Raw genomic sequence first — 21,444 nt, 5'->3', positions numbered from 1 at the left:
TTCATGAGTAAAGTACAACAACTGCAACAAGCACAACAAAATCAGCAAATTGTCGATCTGTTTATTCGCCAAACGGGTGACATTTATACTGGTTTTGTCACCGCGTTAGATCATAAGTGGGTCATTGTGCATACCTATAATGATTATGGCTTACTTGATGGTTATGTCTTATTAAAGATTAGTGGCATTGCGTCTGTAACCACGGAAGGATTAGATTTAAAGCGGCTGAAACGGCGGATTGATTTAACGGCTACTAATAAGATACACTGGGCAAAAGAACTGGCAGTGCCGCAGTTTGCTGCAAATGATTTGATTCAGCAATTATTGGACTTTTTGCAGCGTCAGCAACAAGCTATTTTGGTAATTTTGGCAGGTTCTAATCGTTATTTGCAAGTGAAGTTACAGGACTTTCGGCAACAACAATTGCACTTGCAATTACTAGATTCCTTTAACTTTGCTAAAATTGGGCAAAATTTAACCGTTGATTTAGAGCGCGTTGTTGCCTTGGAATTTGTCGGCGCCCAGTTACAACTCGCCAGTACAATGTTTCAAACACAGCATTTACAACACACACCTTCGGTTTTGGTGAAAAATAATCCGGAACTAAGGCCAATCTTACAACGCTACCAGCAACAGCAACAATTAATTTTGTTGTACTGTTCCAAAAGTGCGGATGTATTTTTTGCTGGACAAATTATGCAACTAGATCAGCAATTTTTGGTCATGAAATTATTAGATCATTTGGGCTGTTTTGGTGGCTATGCTTTAATTAACCTGCAGGATATTGATTTTGTTTCTCCGAATTGCGATTATTTACAAATGCTGATTCTATATTTTAATTATCAGCGCCAGCACAAAACTTTAGTGCAACCTGTTTTAGATGATCAATGGCAATTTGGAGCTGATTTTGTGGAAAGTGCCCTGCAAAGGTTAGTGCAACAGCAAAATATGGTCCGTTTTCGCCAACGCGATCAAATGTTAGATCAATTAGCTTATTGTCAGGCACTAGATAAGCAAACGTTAACTTTAGCAGTTTTTGAAGATTTACCGGATACTAGAACGTCTAGCCAAAGTTTGCCTTATCAACAATTATCGGTCTTAACTTGGGAATATTTAAATACATTTTTTACTAAAGACGAATTAATAGATTAATTGTTGCTATTAATGTTCGTAATTGATAGAATATTACTGGACCGAATTTAGTAAAAAGGGATGACATTTATGACAGGTGTTGTAGTAGTTGGAATGCAATGGGGCGACGAAGGAAAAGGTAAAATTACTGATTTTCTTAGTCACGATAGTCAAGTGATTGCACGGTATCAAGGTGGTGATAATGCTGGGCATACGGTGGAAGTTGAGCAAACTGCTTATAAAATGCGCTTAGTGCCCTCCGGTATTTTGTATCCTGATAAAGTGACAATGATTGGTAACGGAGTCGTGATTAATCCCAAATCCTTGGTTGAAGAAATTGTCCGACTCAAGCAGCAACATGTCAGCTTTGAACATTTTTATATTTCTAATCGGGCCCAAATTATTTTACCGTATCACATCCGCATGGATGAATTACAGGAAAAGAGTAAAGGTGCCAACAAAATTGGCACCACTAATCGTGGAATTGGTCCAGCTTATATGGATAAAGCTGCTCGGATTGGCATTCGGATGATTGATTTATTAGAAAAAGATACTTTTGCTGCCAAGTTACGCCAAAACTTAGATTTGAAAAATAAAGAATTTACTCAAGTTTATCAAGGGCAAGCTTTGTCTTTTGATGATATTTTTGCTTCATATTATGATTACGGACAACAATTAAAACCGTATGTGATTGATACTTCAAAAATGTTAAATGAACAAATTGAGCAAGGAACTAATGTCTTATTTGAAGGTGCGCAGGGCATCATGCTCGACATTGACCATGGTACTTATCCATATGTCACTTCTTCAAATCCTGTGGGTGGTTATACTGCGGGAATTGGTGTAGGTCCCACTAAGATTCAGCATGTGGTTGGAGTTGCTAAAGCCTATACTTCGCGTGTGGGCGACGGCCCGTTTCCAACAGAGTTGACGGATCAAACAGGAAACTTTATCCGCGAGGCTGGGCATGAATATGGAGTGGTGACACAGCGGCCCCGCCGAATTGGTTGGTTAGATACGGTGGTGTTACGGCATGCAAAACGAGTTGCGGGAGTCACGGACTTAGCCTTAAATTGTATTGACGTTTTAAGCGGTTTAAAAACTGTTAAAATTTGTGTCGGATATCGTTTGCCTGATGGTTCAACAATTGATGAATATCCAGCCAGTTTACAGCAAATTGCGCAGTGCCAGCCAGTCTATGAAGAATTGCCCGGATGGTCCCAAAATTTACGAGGGCAAATGGATTTAGATAAATGGCCGTTGGCCGCTAAGAATTATTTAAAGCGGGTGCAAGAACTAACAGGGTTGCAGCTAATTAGTGTTTCTGTCGGCCCTAAACGGAATGAAACGATTGTTTTAAAAAACATTTGGTAATGATTATTTAATTACTGGAATTAAATAAGTCTTTCCTGGTTAATCTGCTGATTAATCAAGGAAAGACTTTTTTTAATTTGAATAATTGTTTCATGTGAAACAGCCAGTAATTCTAATTTTTTTGAGCTGCTGATTGGATACCATTGAGAAACTGAGTAAAGGCGTTAGTATTACGATTAAAAATCAAGGTGTAATGGTAGTGCTGGTGATTATTGTATTGCGTAATATAAAATCTTGTTTCACGTGGAACATCACTAAATTCATAAGCGGTAATGGCGCTATTTTTTTGATCAGCACCGCCACGATTAATATAATTTTTTAAGCCAGGAGCACTAGTTTGACTTAATCCGATATTTTGAGCTAACTGCTGATACTGTTTCACAGTTGTGGTTGGTTTGGCGGCTACGCCGGAATTTAACATGGTGGAATTAATTTTATCAATAAAATTTGGAACCTTAGAAATACCAGAAATACCGACGCGAGTTGTCCAAGTGATAAATTTGGGTGGTTTATTACTACTAAAATTACCTAAAAAACGAGCTTGTTGTGGCTTTTGCTGGTGGTAATAAACGCGGTAACGGTAACTATGAATCTGGTGAGTATCATCGTAGCGATTGACACTGACCGTTACATAATGACCGTGCCGGTTTTGACCGAGGACCAGTGGCGTCACACTATATAAATAGCGGTGCGGCTTTTGTGTAACCCACTGGCGTAATTGGCGGTTTTGCTGTTTAGATAAGAAGCCACAAGATTGTTGTTTACGATTAAAAAGTTTTACAATATGATTAGCATTTTTGAGTTGGTGTTGATAGTCTTGATCGTTGACTTCGTCGAGCGTTAGACTGGTAGGATGCTGACTGTGATTGATAGTTTTAGGATTCACGACGAGTTGAAAAGGAATAGTTTGACTAGATAACCAGTTACTGGTGGCATTAATGATTAATTTCCGGTTATAATAAGTAGGAATTAGTATAACTATCATTAAAATTAGGGTAACTAAACAACCTTTTTTTTTCATATTTCTTTTCACAAGAGCACCTCATTAATTATCTTAATTTAAGAAAGATTAGTTTTTATGAAAATTAATAAACAATCATTATTGCATAATTTAGAATTGACTAGCTGGGCGATGGTGATCATTGGCGTAGTAGGCTTTCTGTTGGAATTGGGCAATGGCTACTTTAATGTTAGTACCCAGCATTTTATTGATTCACAATATCAAGATCGCCAACAGTCGGCTTTAGTTACGCGGGTTAATACGCGTCGGTTAAATTTTACGACCAATTTAGCTAACAGTCCATTGGGGCATTTGACCTTACATCCGACCACGCGGCAAAAACTGACGCGAGTGCAGCAGTTATTAACTTTGCGAGTAGATAATCAGCAACAAATTGCACGTTATTATGACGGATCTTATTACGCTAATCAAGTAACAACGTCACGCTTAAATCAAACAGACCAGAATTTGTTAAAGGAAAAAAATCAAACTATTTATCAAAGAGAAAAAAATCGAATTGATACCATTAGAATTTGGTATGATCAGACCCAAGATGCTAAAACTTATCTAAATAAAAATTTAGCGAAGACTATTAGTCCCAAGCAGTTAACCATGACGAAAGCTTCGACAATTAATACTTATTATAAACTCATCAAAAATCGAGCTCTGAAAAAATATTGGCGCCCGAAAGTTGCTAAAGCTTTAAAGGAATTTAAAGTGGCCCAACAAAATCAAACTCAGGCACAAGTCAAACAGCAGCAAGCGGAACTGAAAGCTTTGAAAAATGCCCCGCTAACACAGAATTATCAACCAGCCAATGTGACTATTATTGATAATGCCAAACAGTTAGACCAGTTTAGTCATAGTTTACAACAAGATGATGTGAGTGCTACTAATGTCTTGTTTTATTCTAATGCGGATCAAACCTTGACGTTATTACAACGTAACGGTACTAAATATTTACCGAAAATGGCCAGCTTAATGGCTACGAATAATGGTTTACCTACGGGAACTTATACTGTTAAAAATTTGATTTCTGATCCCGGAATTAATGCGGGCGTGGTTACCGATTTGAGTAGTAGCTCGTTTGGCGATTATTTAGCAGATGCCACGAGTTTTGCCGACCAAGATAATGATATTAGTGATTTTAATCAAGCCGAAACTATTTTTTGGTTGAAGAATAATGTGGCGTTGAAGAATTCGATGCTAATTGAAAATCAAAATCAAATTGGGTTTATTGCTAGTTCGATGATTAATCTCCATAATACTTTAACTTTAAGTACTAGTGATTTAACGCGATTAATGGCAATTGTAACGCCTGGAACAGTTTTATATGTGCGGTAATTAGGAGAAAGTATGAAAAATTTAGGTAAGCGTTGGTGGCAAAAAGTTTGCGCACATCCAATTAGAAAAGCAATTAAATATCTAATATTACTCGTTTTGGTGCTACTCTTAATTGTCGGCAGTAAAGTTGGACATCAGTATTGGCAAGAATTACAAAAAGATGTGACTGCCGGCTACTTGATTAGTGACGATATTACCACTAAAACTTTTTATCCGAAGCAGCCGACGGTGATCAAAGATCGGCATAATAAGGTGATGAAAACTTTAACGCATAGTCAATCAACGTATGTTCAGCATCAATTAATTAATCCCAAGTTAAAAAAAGGCGTGGTCGCTGTTGAAGACCGCCGCTTTTACCAACATCACGGGGTTGATTTAACGGGAATGCTGCGGGGGGTGGTGTCCTTAGTCTTGAGAAGACAAGTTCAAGGGGGCTCCACTTTGACCCAACAGTTGGTCAAAAATGTGATTTTGAAAGACCAAACGCAGAGCTTTGACCGCAAGATTAAGGAAATGGTGGTGGCGCAAGCCTTAGAACAGAAGTTTTCCAAGCAGCAAATTTTGGAATTTTATTTGAATGATGTTTATTTAGGCCATGGCTGTTATGGGATTGGTAGTGCGGCTCAATATTATTTTTCCAAGTCCCAGCAACAATTAACGTGGGGGCAAGCTGCATTATTAATTGGAATTCCCAATAATCAAGTGTTGTATGATCCGATATTGCATCCGCAACGAGCAATTAATCGGCGGAATACGGTCTTGTATAGCTGGTATCAACAAAAAATGATTTCGAAGAAAACCTATCAACATGCTAGTAAACAATCGTTACATTTAAAAATTCATAACTTTAAGTATGATAATGATATTTCGCAAAATTACGCCTTGAATTATGCGGTGAAATCTGCCGTACAACAATTAATGACGATTCACGGTTTTCAAATGCAGTATTTGTTTAACAATGATCAAGCAAAAAACACTTATAAAAATGAGTATGCGCAAGCTTATGATAAGTACTATGGTGAATTATTAAATGGTGGTTATGTGGTCAAAACAACCATTGATCAAAACTTGCAACAACAGATCGTACAATTGGTGCAACAGCAGTATGCTGCTTACCAACAGCGTGATCAAGATGGCAAATTAGAGCCGCAAGTGGCTAGTACCATCGTTGATAATCGGACTGGCGATGTATTAGCGATTGTTGGTGGCCGAACGACAGATGGTGATCAATTGAATCGGGCGAGTGATGCCTATCGGCAGCCGGGGTCCACGGCTAAGCCTTTAATTGCTTATGCGCCAGCGTTTGAGCGCGGTTATGCGCCACAATCCAAAGTGGTTGATGGACCTGTCGGCAATGTGAGCAACTGGTACAGTGGCTATCGCGGCGCAGTCACTTTAAGAACGGCCTTAGCAGATTCGATTAATACGGTGGCCTTTAAGTTGGCCTTAGGTGATAAGCAACAAAGCTTCTATCAAGATTTGGGTAAAATGCAATTTCAAGGTTTATATCCTGCTGATCAAAATGCTATTATTGCGGTGGGAGGCTTTACGAAGGGAGTAACGACTACTGAAATGGCTTCGGCATATAGTTCGTTTGCTCGACAAGGTAATTTTATTGCCCCCAGTAATGTCCGCAGTATTTATGATACAAATAATTCACGAATTTTATATGAAAATCCCCACGTACCGGTCAATGTTTATTCGGCAGATGCCAGTTATATGATGCTGAATGCGATGCAAAGTGTGGTCAACAATGGTTTGGGCAAGGATGCTGCTTTAAGTGATTATCCTTATGTCGCTGGTAAAACCGGAACGACGGATAAAAATTTAGATAGTTATTTTGTTGGTATGACACCATATTTTACCATTGCTAATTGGACGGGCTTTGATCACCAACAACCATTAACGGCCGAGCAAGAGGAGTTGTCGATTAAGACTTTTAAAACTGAAGGTGATTATTTAGTTAAAGCGTTGAAAGAACCTAAAAAAGATTTTGTCATGCCAAATACCATTCGGCGTGACGGCGATAATCTTTATGTGCGGCGTGAAGCAACGGGTAAAAGTATTGAACAAGTAATCCATGATAGTTACTTGGCCTTTAATAGTGCCGAAATTAATGCAAATAAAAAACGTCTAACGGATTTAGACTACCGATTAATCTATCATTTAACTAAAAAGCAGGAACTGCAACGGGAACGTAAGGTGCAGCAAGCCATTGAACGTTACCAGCAGGTTCCCTTTGATAAATTAAGTCAGTACGGTCACCAATTGACTAAATTACAAAAAGTCCGTTATCAAAATGAGAATGTTAAACGCATGTCAGCTAAAGCAAACTTCAATCAACAAATTATGCAATTGCAGCGAGAATTAAATTTGACGCAAGCGCAATTAGAAGCTAAGAAAGAAAATGGTCGCTTAGCCAAATTTGAAGCTCAAAAGAATCAAATTGAAACTCAACGGGCCACTAAAAAGCAGGCGATGATTGATAAATTAAGACCGCAATATGAGGAGCAATTAAGTCGTGTGAAGGCGGCTTATCAAAATAATGCTGCTGATAAAGAAGCTCAAAAGCAAAAATTAATTGACTTAATTAATCAAATTCGCAGTTATGGTGGCAATGTCCCAGATCCAGTGATTGATGTTAATTAATGGGGCACAGTTATTAGGAAGCAACAGTAGTTGGATCAATTGAGTACAATTATCTCTTGTTATTTTGGCTGCATCAAAAAAGTTTGGGTCATTTGTTGAAACCCAAACTTTTTTAGTAGTGTAATTTAAAATTTAGTTGTTAGTTAGTTCGCTTTTTTGGCGCCGGGCAATCATTGGTAGAATAAAGCCTAACGCAATCAAAACGACAGGCGTAATCACATTGAGACTAATTTGGAACCACCAAGCGTGCGGATTACTGCTGTAATTTAATTTGGGAACCATGCCTAAGATGCAGGCAAAAGCTGTAAATAAGAAACACCATAAGCCCAAAATAAAGCCAGTTAGTGGTTTTCTAACAAACATGTAATCTGCTTGGTGGTGCTTGAGTTGTTTGCTTAACGCCATAAAAGCGACAAAGACCCATAAATATCGAAATGGATTAATGACAGAATTTAAGTTTAATAGCCACTTGTATAAATCATTCATGCCACCAATGCCGAAAGCAGGTAAAATAATTAAAATGGTGACTAAAATACCGGTTAAATAATAACCATTAATAAAAATATTGTTTTTATTTTTTTTGAGAAGCTTCCGCGGAATATACTGAGGATCACTATCTTCTAATAACATGCGTAACGGTGCGTCAATCGAAATGACAGTAGCGGTGGCGGAGCCTAAGACGTTAGTGATGGCATACATCCAAACGAATAAGTTACCAACATGGAAATATTTGCCCAGAATCTGAAAGGCATAATAAGCACCGTTAGCCATCAAGTCGTTAGGAATATGATTCGAATCAAAAATCATCCCTAAAGCAAATGATCCTAAAATAGCGGAAACGCTGACCATAACGGCCAAGCAGATCATGCCGATAGGAAATTCATGACTGGGGTTATGTGTTTGTTTGACATAGGGGGCGATTTTTTCACTACCTCCGACTGCAAAAACTAACATCGAAATAGTAGTAAAATAATTAAAATCAAATTTCGGTAAGTAAGTATGCAATTGGTTCATATGCGGTGTTTGAATCGTTAAGTGTGTCATGAAAGGAGCGGCTAGGCCTAAGATGATAAAGAGCATCGACATAATGAAAGCAATAATACCGGCAAAACTACCGAGATTTTTTAAAGTAGTAAACCCGCGGGCGGTCAACCATAAAAAGCCCAAAAAGATGACTAAACAAATAATTTGTAACGGCAGTGCTGGCACGGTATTCACAAAGTTACCGTTACCCTGAAACAGCCAACTTAAGCCCACGATAATCATTTGCGGTTTTTGCGCCAAATAAGGAATTTGGACCACCCAATAAGTCCAAGCTGCTAAATAGGCGAGCCGACTACCAGATAATTGTTTAATCCATGAGGCAACCCCTCCGCCGGAATTCTCAAATGTCGAGCCCAATTGACCGACCATTAAGGTGTAAGGAATGAAAAACAATAACATGATTAAAATCCATGAAGTAATAACGACTAAGCCTTGGTTAGCGTAGTTGTTAAACACATTGCCTAAGCCCCAAACGGACGTAAAGGCAATGAAGGCAACGTTATACCAACGGATTTTTTTGGTTTGTTCCATGGTTAAGACCTCCTAATTATAGTAATATGGTTCATAGTGTAACGAATTTTTAAGAAAATAACAATAAAATTTTAATGTGGAGAAAATTATGCAACGTTTAAAACAAATGATAGTTACTTACTGGAGCGTTATTAGCTACTTGATTTTTGGTGGTTTAACGACGCTCATAAATTTAGTAGTTTTTAATTGTTTATATACTTGGTGGCATTTTTGTGGTTACCAAATTGCGAATGTCACAGCGTGGTTATTGTCTGTGATCTTTGCGTATATAACCAATAAACTTTATGTGTTTGATTCACATCAAAGAAGTTCTCAAGCCGCGCGCAAAGAAATTGTGTCTTTTTTCTTTTTTCGGATTTTAAGTTTGCTGTTAGATCTGGCCATTATGGCTGTGGGAATTAGTGTTTTACACCAGAATGCTTTTTGGGTAAAAATTATTGACAATGTTTTAGTCGTCATTGCCAATTACTTTTTTAGTAAGATTTTTATTTTTACAGAGCACTAAACTAGTCATAAATTTAAAAGAAATAGGTTTGTGGTCCTTGATAGAGTACCTCATTGAAACCGGAAGTCATAACATTTAATAGATCATCCATGCCAGAAGCTAGTTGTTTATTTCCTGGGAAATCAGTTAACTTCATCCAAAAGACGGGACCTTCAGTTGATGATTGAATATTACCTTGAAAGTGCGTAGTACGATACAAGAAACAAATAAAGCGTCCATGACTTAAAGGATATTGTTTTAAACCACAGAGTTCTAAATTAGTTACGGTTAAGCCAGTTTCTTCTTGGACTTCACGTTCAGCAGAGCGGGTGATACTTTCGTGAGCTTCAACGTGGCCCCCCGGAAAAGCAATCCCCGGCCAATGAGGATCGCGGCGATATTCAACGAGCACTTGTTGCTTTTGGGCATCTAAAATTAAGACCATATTAGTTAATTCGACTGGTTCAGTGCGCATGTAATTAATCCTTTCCATCGTAAAAAAATATTCTGCTGTTATTATATAACGTTTAGTTGTTTGAAAATGAAAAAAGGCTACGTGAAAGAATAAAAAAATGCACTTTTTAGTAGCAAAGTGGTTATAATATGCTTAACAGGTGAGGAGAAGATTAAAATGAAATTTGAAGAATCCAATTTATTGCAACAGCTGCCCCAACAATTTTTTGCCACTTTAGTTCAAAAGGTCAATGCAAAAATTGTGGCGGGTGTCGACGTGATTAACCTTGGTCAAGGTAATCCAGATCAACCAACGCCTGATTTTATTGTTCAGGCATTAAATACAGCAGCTAAAGATCCCCAAAATCATAAATATTCACCGTTTCGAGGGTTACCAGAATTTAAACAGGCTGCCGCTGAGTTTTACCAACGTGAATATGGAGTGGAAGTGGACCCGGAAACAGAAGTAGCGGTCTTGGGTGGCTCTAAAACAGGTTTAGTCGAATTACCATTAGCTTTATTAAATCCGGGAGAGACTATTCTTTTACCAGACCCCGGTTATCCAGACTATTTGTCCGGAGTAGCTTTAGCACAAGCCAAAACCGCATTAGTGCCTTTGCGAGCAGAGAATAATTTCTTACCAGATTATCAGTCCTTAGATCCGAAAGTAGTTGCCGCAGCTAAATACTTATACTTAAACTATCCCAATAATCCTACTGGAGCGACGGCGACCCCCGAATTCTTTCAGGATACGGTGGCCTGGGCGCAACAAAATCAAGTGGGAATTGTGCACGATTTTGCTTATGGTGCTATTGGTTTTGATGGCCAGCGCCCCATCAGTTTTTTGCAAACACCGCATGCTAAAGAAGTCGGCATTGAGCTGTATACTTTTTCGAAAACATATAACATGGCGGGCTGGCGCTTAGGTTTTGCAGTGGGGAATAAAGAGATGATTGAAGCAATTAATTTGATTCAAGATCATCTGTTCGTCAGTGTTTTTCCGGCAGTTCAAAAAGCCGGGATTGCGGCATTGAGAAGTGATCAAACATCGGTTAAACAATTAGTGGCGCGCTATCAAAAACGTCACGACGATTTTGAACGGGCGGCACAAGCGATTGGTTGGAAACCAGTGCCCGCAGGTGGAACGTTTTATGCTTGGATGCCGACACCGCAACAGATGACCAGTCAAGAATTTGCTGATTTGTTGTTAGAGCAAGCTGGGGTTGCGGTAGCTGCAGGAACTGGATTTGGCGCCGCTGGTGAAGGCTATGTGCGGATTGGTTTATTGATTGATGAGCCGCGCTATAGTGAGGCTTGTCAACGCATTGCCAAATTAAATTTATTTTAAACTGAACAATTAAAAAGCGGTCACTTTGCAAGCTTGACTGAGGATCTCAACTTGCAGAATGACCGTTTTTTTAATGAGTTAAATTTCAATTTGTTGAACCTGGTGGTTAGCTGTTTGCACTGCTAAGACAACTGGTTGCTTCACATCAGACTTTTGGACAATCGCTAAAGCTCTACCGTGAAAAGTTTGAGTTTGTGCTAATGGTTCATCCGCTTGAGGTTTAGGATTACCACTACCAAAGGCTAAGATTTTAGCTTGGCCCTGGATAATTTGCAGTTGGCAAGTTTGTTCTTGAAGAGAACAAACAGTACCATCTGAGCCCGACAATTGCACGTTCAGATAATATAAAGCGCCATTGATCGGTAAGGCTTGGTAACTGAGGCGCGTCTTCATTTCTGGTAAATAATTTTGCACATGAACTTGTAATTGCGCATCTTGGACAGCAACAGTCTGGAGGCTGGATTGTCCGATTACTTGGTGGTGTTGATCATAAGCGATGGCTGTTAACTGACCAGGGTGATAAGTAGTTTTGAATAATACGCGGCAATGTTCATCAACAGCTTGGCTGGCAATTAATTGTTCATTTAAATATAATGCTACATAAGAAGCATTGCTATAAACTTCAACGATTACGGGCGCATCATCAGCAACATCAAAACTCCAACTGTGAATCGTATCGCTTAACATCCACGGCGTAGTCATGAGTTTCTCACCATAATGCTTGGGGTCTTGCACTGCAAGATAAGGTGTGGTTCGTAAGCCAAAAATGATTTCGCGATAATACGAAAGTGGTCGCCGAAAACCAGTTAAGTCAAAATCACCAACGTAAGCTAATTGTGCAGGAAATTGGGCGCCAAACCCGCCTTCACCAAAGTGATAACCGGGAATGCCCACGCCGGCTTCACCGATATAATCCCAACCCGTCCAAGTGAAATCTCCAATAATTTGGGGATATTTTTGAACTAACGGCCAGTTCTGCCAGATCTGTGGCGGATAAGTTTCGGTGCCGACTATTAAGCGCTGGGGGTGATCTTTGACGTCTTGTTCATAGCGAGCAGTCATATAATTGTAGCCCGCTAAATCTGTGATCGGGAAAATTTGGTCTAGTTTTTGGGAAATGCGCCGGTCAACGACGATGCGATCTAAATATTGATCCATGGCTACCATAAAATTATTCACGGTAATTGCTTCATGGTTTTGTTGGGGTTCTTGTTGATCAACCACTTCACTGATAATATTTAACAGTTCGTTACCTACCGAATACAAGCCATTGACTGCCGATAAAGTATACCGAGTCGGATCTAACTGTTTAATCAGTTGCTCCATTTTTGTCAGTAAGCTAATCCCTTGTGGGGTTCCAATTTCAGGAATTTCATTGCCCAGGGAATATAAAATGACACTAGGGTGATTAAAATCTTTTTCGACCATGGCTTGAACGTCTTTGGCCCACCATTCTTGAAAATAAAGGCTGTAATCATAATCAGATTTGGCACGGTTCCACATGTCAAAAGTTTCATCAAGGACATACATTCCTAGTTCATCACAAGCTTTTAAGAGGGCGGGAGCCGCCGGCTGATGAGCCATGCGAATGGCATTAAACCCCGCTTGTTTCAGCAATTTAATTTGCCGATAGGCACTGACATCATAAGTTGCAGCTCCTAGCAAACCACTATCATGATGAATACCCGCGCCACGTAATTTGACACTTTGACCATTGACTAATAAGCCTTGAGTGGCATTGAGAGCTAATTGTCGTACACCGAAAACCAGTTCATCTTGATCAAGCAATTGTTCTGTTTGACTTAATTGCAATAAGCAACGATACAGATGTGGTTCTTGGGCACTCCACAAGCTGGGTTGTGCCCATGATAAACGTAGCTGTAGTGGGCGCTGTTCGTTTGCAGCTAATTGCACAGGATAGTGGTCGGTCAAGATGAGTTGTTGCTGTTCATCATAAATTTGAACTTGCAGTTGCAAGGCAGCGGTTGGATTAATAGTTTGGTTTTGAATGGTCGTCTTTAAATTAATCGTCGCTTGGGCAGAAGTGGCTTGCAAAGTTGTGATTTGCGTAGTGGGCGTTAAATAAGTTTTAGTAGCACTAGTTAATAAGTACACATCGCGAATTAAACCAGAGCCCGAGTACCAGCGACTATTAGGCATGGCCCCAGATTTTACTTGGACGCGAATTTCGTTATTATCCCCAAAATTTAAAAAGGGAGTTAAATCAATGCGAAAAGCGGAATAGCCATACGGACGCTTACCGGCTAATTGACCATTAACGAAGACGAAGGTATTCATATAGGCACCGTCAAATTGTAATTGATAGTTTTTAGTTTGATCTTCCGGCTGAACAAAGAGATTCTTCACGTAAACATAAGTACCACCATCGCGAAAACCGGTGTTGCCGCCGTTCGGACTAGCGCTATAAGCCGGTTGTTCTTGCATAGCGTCATGCGGTAAAGTGACGTTTTGGGCAGTCTTCGGGACATCCCAAATTAAAGCAAAAGAATTATGGTCTTGCCAAAAGAGCCAATCTTGATTCCAGTTAGTTTTTTTCAAAAATAGCACTCCTTTTTTAAAACGATTACATGATTATTATAATGGTTTTATTGACGGAGACAATCACTGATTGACAAAACTACATTTTGCTTGAAGTCAGTAGTCTTGGGGTAAATTTTGAATACAACAAAAAAGCTGTTATACTAACTTTTGAAGTTATAATAACAGCTTTTACTAAGATTGATGGGTGGTCAGGGGATCGAACCCTGGACCCACGGATTAAGAGTCCGTTGCTCTGCCAGCTGAGCTAACCACCCGTAAGCACAATGAATATATTAGCATATTCTCCAGCTTTTGGCAATAAGATTTAGAGAATTTTGTCATGAATTGCTAAAATCTAGTATACTGGATACGAGAAACCAAGGAGGTATTCTACCTTATGGCTAATAAAGTTTTAATTGTTGATGATGAAAAACCAATTTCTGATATTATCAAATACAATTTAGATAAAGAAGGTTTTCAAACCGTCGTAGCTTTTGATGGTGAGGAAGCATTAGAGCAAGTGGAGAGTGAAGCTCCAGATTTAATTATTTTAGATTTAATGTTGCCGAAAATTGATGGCTTAGAGGTGGCACGGCAAGTGCGCAAGACCAAAGATACACCAATCATTATGCTGACGGCTAAAGATTCAGAGTTAGATAAGGTTTTAGGCCTAGAGATGGGTGCCGACGATTATGTGACTAAACCTTTTTCCAATCGTGAATTAGTAGCACGGGTTAAGGCTAATTTACGGCGGCAAAAAGTTAATTTGAACAATAGTGATGAACATTCAACTGCCGAAATTGAAGTTGGTTCCTTAACAATCTTGCCAGAAGCTTATACGGTCATGAAGAATGGTCGGGAATTGGAATTAACGCATCGGGAATTTGAATTATTGTATTACTTAGCGCAGCATATTGGCCAGGTAATGACTCGGGAGAATTTGTTACAAACAGTTTGGGGCTATGATTATTTTGGTGATGTGCGCACAGTCGACGTCACAATTCGGCGTTTGCGTGAAAAAGTAGAAGATGATCCTAGTAAGCCTGAATATTTAATTACACGCCGCGGTGTTGGTTACTATTTAAAAGCGGAAACTAGTTCGAAGGATCCTAAAAAAGATTAATAGGGGCTTATGGCCGTGACAAAGCGAACAAAATTTTTTAGTTCTATGCAATTCAAAATTGCATTAGTTTTTATTTTATTGTTGTTGAGTACGATTGAAATTATCGGAGCTTATTTTGTGCATCGTTTAGAGCAGCAAAATGTAGAAACCTTTGAAACGCAGGTACAATTACCTTCATGGTTAACTACGCCTTTAGCAGTTAATTTGACAAGTAATACAGCTAAGGCTCGTAAAAATATTCGAGCAACAGTGCGGGATTTTACGAATATTCAAATTTCTGAGATGGAAGTAATTGATAGTCAAGGGCGGATTGTGGCCATTAAAGGTGACAATAATCAAGCTTCAGTAGGTAAGCGAACGGCGAATTCTCAAATTAAAGATGTGATTTATTCCGGACGTAAACTCACGCAGATTTCACATAATGACCGTGATGGTAGTTATTATTTATCCATTACGCCCTTGTTAAACTCTAATGGTGATAACAATTCAACGGTCGGGGCGGTCTATGTCCGCGCTGATATGGATCCAGTTTATAAAAATATTAACCGGATTGTCTTTATCTTCTTTGTAGCGTCGTTAGTTGCCGGGATTTTAGGGGCGGTGATTTCCATCGTAGTAGCGCGTGCCATTACCCGCCCGATTGTTGAAATGCAGCGCCAAGCCTTACGGATGGCCCGCGGGGACTATTCTGGGCAGGTTCGGGTTTATAGTGAAGATGAATTAGGCCAATTAGCGATTGCGGTGAACAATTTATCGGTTAAAGTTGAAGAAGAACAGGAAAATTCCGATGCCGAGCGGCGCCGGTTGGATAGTGTTTTAACCCAGATGTCGGATGGAGTGCTAGCCACAGATCGGCACGGCAAAATTACGATTATTAATGAAACCGCTCAAGAATTTTTGAATGTGGATTCGAATTCAACGCAACCATTAGATTTAATGGAGTTATTAAATTTAGATCAACATTTAGATTTTGAAGATATTTTAGATAATCAGGAAGAACGGATTATTGAACTGCAAGCTGATGGTGATGAATTGATTTTGCAGGCTGACTTTTCTTTAATCAAACGTAATACGGGGTTTGTCACGGGGGTCGTTTGTGTCTTACATGATGTGACGGAGCAACAAAAGATTGATCGCGACCGGCGGGAGTTTGTGTCCAATGTTTCGCACGAATTGCGCACACCGTTGACGAGTTTGCGCAGTTATGTGGAAACTTTAAATGATGGTGCGTGGCAAGATCCGCAATTAGCACCGCAATTTTTAAAAGTGACGCAAGAAGAAACGGAACGTATGATTCGTATGGTTAACTCCCTGTTGAGTCTGTCGCGCTTAGATCAAGGAACGGCTAAAATCAACGTTGAGTTAGTTAATTTTAACGAAATGTTCAATTATATTTTGGATCGGTTTGACTTGATGCTGCAAAAAGAAGCCGACCATGCGCAAGCTGAACAAAAGAATTTTGTTCCACATCGAATTAAGCGAATTTTTACGAAACGTGATTTATGGGTTGAGATTGATCCTGATAAAATGACGCAAGCCATTGATAATATTATGAATAACGCTTTGAAGTATTCACCTGACGGTGGTACGATCACTTGCCGCTTGTTAGATACCAATCATAATGTGATTTTGAGTATTGCCGATCAAGGCTTGGGGATTCCGCGTAAAGATATCAAACGTATTTTTGACCGGTTTTACCGCGTTGATAAGGCACGTTCGCGCAAACAAGGTGGTACGGGTTTGGGCTTAGCCATTTCTAAAGAAGTGATTGAAGCTCAAGGTGGTCATATTTGGGTGAACAGTGCGGAAAATCGGGGTTCCACTTTTTATATTTCCTTACCATATGATCCTAGTGAAAGTGAGGGTGAGTGGGATGAAGCACCTGAATAATTTGTTGTTGCGCGTAAGTTTGGCAGTAGCAGTTTTGATTAGTTTGATTTTGTCATGGTTAATTTGGACGAATAATGCCAAGTATCAGCAGGCCTTACCGCCAAGCAGTAAACAGCAAACAATTAGTCAACGTAATGCTGGGGTCTCCAAAAAAATGAATGAGATTTTTTTACCAACCAAACTCTTACTCACAAAAAAGCACCAACAGTATGCGGCTAGCAGTAATCAAGCCAATTTGATTACGACAACGATGAATCTTTTAAAGACGGCCAAATTAGGTCATGTTAAATTGTTAAGTCAGCATGGTGCGGCTAATTATCATCATTATTTGCAATTAAATAATACCTTGCAATTAATTTATCCGACGCAATTGAGCATTAATGCGCTGGCGGAATTGATTAATCAACGCGGTATTCAACAGCACGGTGAACAAAAAATTAATCGGATAGTAGTAACTCGACCAACGGGCAAAAAGCGAGTTCAGATTTTTTTATTAGATGATCAAAAGCAAGCCGTTTATCAAGTTCAGCAACGGAAGTTACTGCCCCAGCGCTTACGAAAAATTACGCAAGATGCTAGTTTTACAGTACCAGTTACAATTAAACAAAATCGTAAATTTAAAACTGCTAATTTGGATTATCAAAAGCCGTTACGGCTGAGTAAAGTCAGTTATTTAATTGCGAAACAAACTAATAATACCTATGTGTCTAATCTGTTGAATTCGCAACAGGAATCAGATATTTCCACCCACAAGAACGGGACGATGACGACTTATCGTAGTGGCGTTAATCGCAGTTTAGTGGTGGATAATAAAACTAATTTAGTCACCTATAGTGATTATTCTAAAACCACCGTTCCCCAGACTATGGGATCCTTGTTTGATCAATCTTTTCAAATTTTAGCTAAATCTGGAAGTTCCTTGAACGGGCTATACTTCTTTTCTTATAATGATAAAAATAAGCAATTGATCTTTCGCAATTACGTGAATGGTTTTCCTATTTTTTATCCTGAAGATGTGGGCAGTGTGAATGTTAGTTACACGACTAACGCTCAGCGGTTAACTTTTTCGAAGCAATTTTTGCAAGTGCCTTTACCAACTGACCAAGCACCAGTGCAGTTGCCAGATACCAAAACCGTGATTCAAAAGTTGACCCAGGCAGCTTACAATCCGAAAAATATTCAAAAGATTTTAATTGGTTATACCTGGATGGCTGATGATCAAAACAAGCAAATCGTTAACTTAACGCCAGAATATTATGTTTTGATGAATAATCAATGGCGTTCTTTGACGAGTTGGTTGAATCATGGGAGGTAATTAATGGACTTTCGCAGAATTGAAATTATCTTTTTATGTGTCTTTATTGCATTGGATGTTTTTTTATTTACTTCATATACGCAAACGCGCAAACAAGTGGTAATCACTAATAATATTGCCCATTCCACGTTAGAAAAAGAAATGAATCAAGATAATATCACGATTAATGGTAAGTTAAGCACCAAAAATAGTGCTGGTTATTACTTGGCTAGCCAAGATGATCAACATATTTTGCATACAGGGCAAATGAAATTGCGTGGGATTACGTGGAGTTATGACGATATTAAAAAGCAATTAAATTGTTATTTGGACAATCCGCTAACGTTAACGACCCAAAATGCCGTGACTAAATTGAACAATTTTGTTGCGAAGTCCCAAAATGTTACTCATGGCCGCGAATATCAATATGCGAAACATTTATCGACGGCTAATACGATCGTTTTTGTTCAAAAGGTGAAATTAGGTCAAGTGTATGAACCTACAGGCCGCATTAATTTTAAAATTGTGAATCATCGTTTAGTCAGTTATGAGCAAACTTATGTGAATGCGATGAATGTTTTGCATGAAAAACAAAGCACAATTAGTGAGCAACGCGCGGTTTATAATTTGTATACTAATAACGAAATTCCGAGTAATTCGCAGGTGAAATGGGCGGACTTGGCTTACGCTAAATTATTAAAAGTTAAAAATAGTACGATTTATATTCCCGTTTGGTACGTTGCTTTTGTGCCGAAAGGTGAGCATACACCACAAATTCGCCGAGTTAATGCCTTTAGTGGCGCAATTTTAAAAAAGAATACTACACAAGGAGTGAAAGTTAGTGACTACAGCAATGCAAGTTAGTGTTTTAGCTAGTAGTAGTCAGGGCAATTGTTTATATATCAAAACTCCCAAGCAACACGTCTTAGTCGATGCGGGGCTCTCGGGCAAAAAAATTAAGGCTTTACTAGCAAGTATTGGTGAAGATATTAACCAGATTGATTCTTTATTTGTCACGCATGAACATAGTGATCATATTCAAGGCGTGGGTGTCTTGGCGCGGCGGTACGGTTTAGATGTGTATGCAAACCAAAAGACTTGGCAAAAAATGAGTGCTAAAATAGGATCTATACCGCAACCACAGCAACATATCTTTGCGGCGAACAGTGTACTCAGCTTAGGTGATTTAGACGTCGAAAGTTTTAGCGTGTCTCACGATGCAGTGGATCCGCAATTTTATAATTTTCATTACCAAGATCATAGTTTTGTCGATTTAACCGATACAGGTTATGTGTCAGATCGGGTCAAATATGTGATTCAAAATGCGGATGGTTTTTTAATGGAATGTAATCATGATTTAGAAATGTTACGACAAGGGCAATATCCCTGGCCTTTGAAGCAACGAATTATCAGTGACGAAGGACATTTGTCTAATCGTGATGGCGCCGAAGTTTTGTTAGATGTGCTCGGGAATCGCACGAAGCAAGTCTTTTTAGGTCATTTAAGTCCGCATAATAATTTACCGACTTTGGCTTATCAAACAGTCAGTCAAATTTTAATGCAACATGATTATGGCGTGGATCATGACTTTTGGTTGCATGATACTTTCCCCCAACAAGCCACGAAGTTAACGGTAATTTGAAAGAATATTCATGATTTTTTAACATCTATTGTTTAAAATAAGAACAAGACTAAAGGTAAAGTCGAAGCATGATAGATTGAGAGATTTAATTTTTGCAGCGTGGGATAACTTATTCTTGTAGTTCAGTACAGTAGGAGATTAGGTATCTCAACAAAAATTGCAAACAAATGTAAGGGGGAAACGTAACTTGAAAAATAATTCGCAATTAGGATTATTAAAAGTCGCAATTGTGGCCTTGGTTTCGGCTTTTATCGGTGTGGGACTGGGTTTTTATGGTTTTAGTCATTGGGGTAATTCCGCCAATAATGCTAATCAAAGTGTGATCACAGGCTCCGGTAAAGCAGGCACCACGAAGGTCAGCAATGTGACTGTGAAGTCGAATAACCAAATGACTAATGCTTTTAAAAAGGTCAAAGGTTCGGTCGTTTCAGTGATTAATTATCAACGTGAAGAGCAAAATGATGATAATTCATTGGGAGCTTTATTTGGCAGTCTATATGGTGATGATGGTTCCAATGCCCAAGGTAATACTGATTCCAATAATAAAAGTAAATTACAAGAATCTAGTGAAGGTTCGGGTGTGATTTATGCTAAACAAAATGGTAAAGCTTATGTAGTAACTAATAATCATGTGGTTTCAGGTTCACAAAAGTTGGAAGTTATTTTGAGTGATGGTAGCAAGATTACGGCCAAGAAAGTCGGAACGGATTCGATTACTGACTTAGCAGTGCTCTCGGTTAGTTCTGATAAAATTAAAGGCACCGCTACTTTTGGCAATTCAGATGCTGTCACACCGGGTGAATCGGTCATTGCCATTGGTTCACCTTTAGGCAGTAAATATGCTACTTCAGTTACCGAAGGGATTATTTCTGCCAAAAATCGGACTATTGATACGACGGATGAAAAAACGGGTCAAAAGACGGGCCAAGCCACCGTTTTACAAACAGATACGGCTATTAATCCTGGAAATTCTGGTGGTCCCTTGGTTAATGCCGCGGGGCAAGTCATTGGGATTAATTCAATGAAACTGGCATCTAGTACAGACGGTACCTCCGTTGAAGGCATGGGCTTTGCCATTCCTAGTAATGAAGTTGTCAAAATCATTAATCAGTTAGTGCAAAATGGTAAGATTCAACGGCCGGCTTTAGGCATTAAAGTGGCCGACTTGGATCAAGTGCCGAGTCAGCAACAACGTTCCATCTTAAAATTACCAGACAATGTTAACTCAGGCGTTTTAGTTTACTCAGTGTCCAACGATTCGGTTGCTAAGATGGCTGGTTTAAAGAAGTATGATGTGATTGTTGCTTTAAATGGTAAGAAAATTAATAATATTGCTGATTTGCACACGCAACTTTATAACCATTCCGTCGGGGATACGGTTAAATTGCAATTCTATCGTGATGGCAAAGAACAGAGTGTTGATATGAAATTAACGAAAGCCGATTAAAACGAGAGCTTTAGCAAAATATCGGTGAAATAAATATGAACTGGGACTAGACAAACTTTAGTTCCAGTTTTTTTTGCAAATTAAGTGAAAAAAATTTGGCCGATTAGACAAGTAAGAGCTATTATGAAAACTTATCCACAAGGAAGTGG

At 39.0% G+C, this 21,444-nt stretch carries 16 protein-coding genes and 1 tRNA gene; 12 read left to right on the top strand and 5 right to left on the bottom strand.

The window, feature by feature from the left end; translation table 11 throughout:
* The first annotated feature begins 3 nt into the window (after nt 1-3).
* The gene (locus AC3B6B_RS01140; protein ID WP_489756878.1) at nt 4-1,152 is read left to right on the top strand and encodes a hypothetical protein; all 1,149 of its coding nucleotides are present in this window, start codon (nt 4-6) and stop codon (nt 1,150-1,152) included.
* A 69-nt stretch (nt 1,153-1,221) separates the two neighbouring features.
* A complete protein-coding gene (locus tag AC3B6B_RS01135; protein WP_489756877.1) occupies nt 1,222-2,505 on the top strand; it encodes an adenylosuccinate synthase in 1,284 nt (427 codons plus the stop codon).
* A gap of 112 nt (nt 2,506-2,617) precedes the next feature.
* On the opposite strand, the gene AC3B6B_RS01130 is transcribed toward AC3B6B_RS01135, so the two are convergent.
* The gene (locus AC3B6B_RS01130; protein WP_489756876.1) at nt 2,618-3,538 is read right to left on the bottom strand and encodes a hypothetical protein; all 921 of its coding nucleotides are present in this window, start codon (nt 3,536-3,538) and stop codon (nt 2,618-2,620) included.
* Between the two features lie 45 nt (nt 3,539-3,583).
* Between AC3B6B_RS01130 and AC3B6B_RS01125 the strand changes: the two genes are divergently transcribed.
* Nucleotides 3,584-4,849: a hypothetical protein gene (locus tag AC3B6B_RS01125; RefSeq protein WP_489756875.1), complete on the top strand. Its 1,266-nt coding sequence runs from the start codon at nt 3,584-3,586 to the stop codon at nt 4,847-4,849.
* Between the two features lie 12 nt (nt 4,850-4,861).
* The gene (locus tag AC3B6B_RS01120; protein WP_489756874.1) at nt 4,862-7,498 is read left to right on the top strand and encodes a transglycosylase domain-containing protein; all 2,637 of its coding nucleotides are present in this window, start codon (nt 4,862-4,864) and stop codon (nt 7,496-7,498) included.
* Between the two features lie 132 nt (nt 7,499-7,630).
* Here the strand turns inward: AC3B6B_RS01120 and AC3B6B_RS01115 are convergent, their stop codons facing one another.
* Nucleotides 7,631-9,073 (bottom strand): APC family permease, encoded by a 1,443-nt coding sequence (locus AC3B6B_RS01115; protein ID WP_489756873.1) that lies wholly within the window; start codon nt 9,071-9,073, stop codon nt 7,631-7,633.
* Between the two features lie 85 nt (nt 9,074-9,158).
* Here AC3B6B_RS01115 and AC3B6B_RS01110 point away from each other — a divergent pair, with 85 nt between their 5' ends.
* Nucleotides 9,159-9,578 carry a GtrA family protein gene (locus AC3B6B_RS01110; protein WP_489757695.1) on the top strand — a complete coding sequence of 140 codons (420 nt, stop codon included), beginning with the start codon at nt 9,159-9,161 and terminating at the stop codon, nt 9,576-9,578.
* Between the two features lie 13 nt (nt 9,579-9,591).
* Here AC3B6B_RS01110 and AC3B6B_RS01105 read toward each other — a convergent pair whose 3' ends face one another.
* Nucleotides 9,592-10,032 carry an 8-oxo-dGTP diphosphatase gene (locus AC3B6B_RS01105; protein WP_489756872.1) on the bottom strand — a complete coding sequence of 147 codons (441 nt, stop codon included), beginning with the start codon at nt 10,030-10,032 and terminating at the stop codon, nt 9,592-9,594.
* Nucleotides 10,033-10,188: 156 nt separating this feature from the next.
* Between AC3B6B_RS01105 and AC3B6B_RS01100 the strand changes: the two genes are divergently transcribed.
* Nucleotides 10,189-11,358, top strand: a complete 1,170-nt coding sequence (locus AC3B6B_RS01100) for a pyridoxal phosphate-dependent aminotransferase (protein WP_489756871.1) — start codon at nt 10,189-10,191, stop codon at nt 11,356-11,358.
* Nucleotides 11,359-11,436: 78 nt separating this feature from the next.
* Here the strand turns inward: AC3B6B_RS01100 and AC3B6B_RS01095 are convergent, their stop codons facing one another.
* Nucleotides 11,437-13,917, bottom strand: coding sequence for a glycoside hydrolase family 2 TIM barrel-domain containing protein (locus AC3B6B_RS01095; RefSeq protein ID WP_489756870.1), 2,481 nt, complete (start codon nt 13,915-13,917; stop codon nt 11,437-11,439).
* A 184-nt stretch (nt 13,918-14,101) separates the two neighbouring features.
* Nucleotides 14,102-14,174: transfer RNA gene (locus AC3B6B_RS01090), tRNA-Lys, on the bottom strand.
* Nucleotides 14,175-14,296: 122 nt separating this feature from the next.
* Between AC3B6B_RS01090 and yycF the strand changes: the two genes are divergently transcribed.
* From yycF to AC3B6B_RS01060, 6 genes are all read left to right on the top strand, one after another.
* Complete coding sequence (gene yycF / locus AC3B6B_RS01085) at nt 14,297-15,022, top strand: response regulator YycF (protein ID WP_489756869.1); 726 nt, start codon at nt 14,297-14,299, stop codon at nt 15,020-15,022.
* 15 nt (nt 15,023-15,037) lie between these two features.
* Entirely contained in the window at nt 15,038-16,912 is a 1,875-nt protein-coding gene (gene walK / locus AC3B6B_RS01080) for a cell wall metabolism sensor histidine kinase WalK (RefSeq protein ID WP_489756868.1), read from the top strand.
* Nucleotides 16,896-18,227: a YycH family regulatory protein gene (locus AC3B6B_RS01075; RefSeq protein WP_489756867.1), complete on the top strand. Its 1,332-nt coding sequence runs from the start codon at nt 16,896-16,898 to the stop codon at nt 18,225-18,227. The genes walK and AC3B6B_RS01075 overlap by 17 nt, the downstream gene beginning before the upstream one ends.
* A 3-nt stretch (nt 18,228-18,230) precedes the next feature.
* Nucleotides 18,231-19,070, top strand: a complete 840-nt coding sequence (locus AC3B6B_RS01070) for a two-component system regulatory protein YycI (protein WP_489756866.1) — start codon at nt 18,231-18,233, stop codon at nt 19,068-19,070.
* Nucleotides 19,060-19,848 (top strand): MBL fold metallo-hydrolase, encoded by a 789-nt coding sequence (locus tag AC3B6B_RS01065; protein WP_489757694.1) that lies wholly within the window; start codon nt 19,060-19,062, stop codon nt 19,846-19,848. The genes AC3B6B_RS01070 and AC3B6B_RS01065 overlap by 11 nt, the downstream gene beginning before the upstream one ends.
* 187 nt (nt 19,849-20,035) lie before the next feature.
* The gene (locus tag AC3B6B_RS01060; RefSeq protein WP_489756865.1) at nt 20,036-21,295 is read left to right on the top strand and encodes a S1C family serine protease; all 1,260 of its coding nucleotides are present in this window, start codon (nt 20,036-20,038) and stop codon (nt 21,293-21,295) included.
* Nucleotides 21,296-21,444 lie beyond the last annotated feature (149 nt).

This window comes from Bombilactobacillus sp. ESL1197 (assembly GCF_058107145.1).
The sequence above is the reverse complement of the archived record's forward strand: the minus strand, read 5'-3'. Positions and strand labels throughout refer to the sequence as shown.

What these genes read in the sequence shown, in the direction of transcription:
- AC3B6B_RS01140 (WP_489756878.1), top strand. Translation starts at nt 4, where the DNA reads ATGAGTAAAGTACAACAACTGCAACAAGCACAACAAAATCAGCAAATT.
- AC3B6B_RS01135 (WP_489756877.1), top strand. Translation starts at nt 1,222, where the DNA reads ATGACAGGTGTTGTAGTAGTTGGAATGCAATGGGGCGACGAAGGAAAA.
- AC3B6B_RS01125 (WP_489756875.1), top strand. Translation starts at nt 3,584, where the DNA reads ATGAAAATTAATAAACAATCATTATTGCATAATTTAGAATTGACTAGC.
- AC3B6B_RS01120 (WP_489756874.1), top strand. Translation starts at nt 4,862, where the DNA reads ATGAAAAATTTAGGTAAGCGTTGGTGGCAAAAAGTTTGCGCACATCCA.
- AC3B6B_RS01115 (WP_489756873.1), bottom strand. Translation starts at nt 9,073, where the DNA reads ATGGAACAAACCAAAAAAATCCGTTGGTATAACGTTGCCTTCATTGCC.
- AC3B6B_RS01105 (WP_489756872.1), bottom strand. Translation starts at nt 10,032, where the DNA reads ATGCGCACTGAACCAGTCGAATTAACTAATATGGTCTTAATTTTAGAT.
- AC3B6B_RS01100 (WP_489756871.1), top strand. Translation starts at nt 10,189, where the DNA reads ATGAAATTTGAAGAATCCAATTTATTGCAACAGCTGCCCCAACAATTT.
- yycF (WP_489756869.1), top strand. Translation starts at nt 14,297, where the DNA reads ATGGCTAATAAAGTTTTAATTGTTGATGATGAAAAACCAATTTCTGAT.
- AC3B6B_RS01075 (WP_489756867.1), top strand. Translation starts at nt 16,896, where the DNA reads ATGAAGCACCTGAATAATTTGTTGTTGCGCGTAAGTTTGGCAGTAGCA.
- AC3B6B_RS01070 (WP_489756866.1), top strand. Translation starts at nt 18,231, where the DNA reads ATGGACTTTCGCAGAATTGAAATTATCTTTTTATGTGTCTTTATTGCA.
- AC3B6B_RS01065 (WP_489757694.1), top strand. Translation starts at nt 19,060, where the DNA reads ATGCAAGTTAGTGTTTTAGCTAGTAGTAGTCAGGGCAATTGTTTATAT.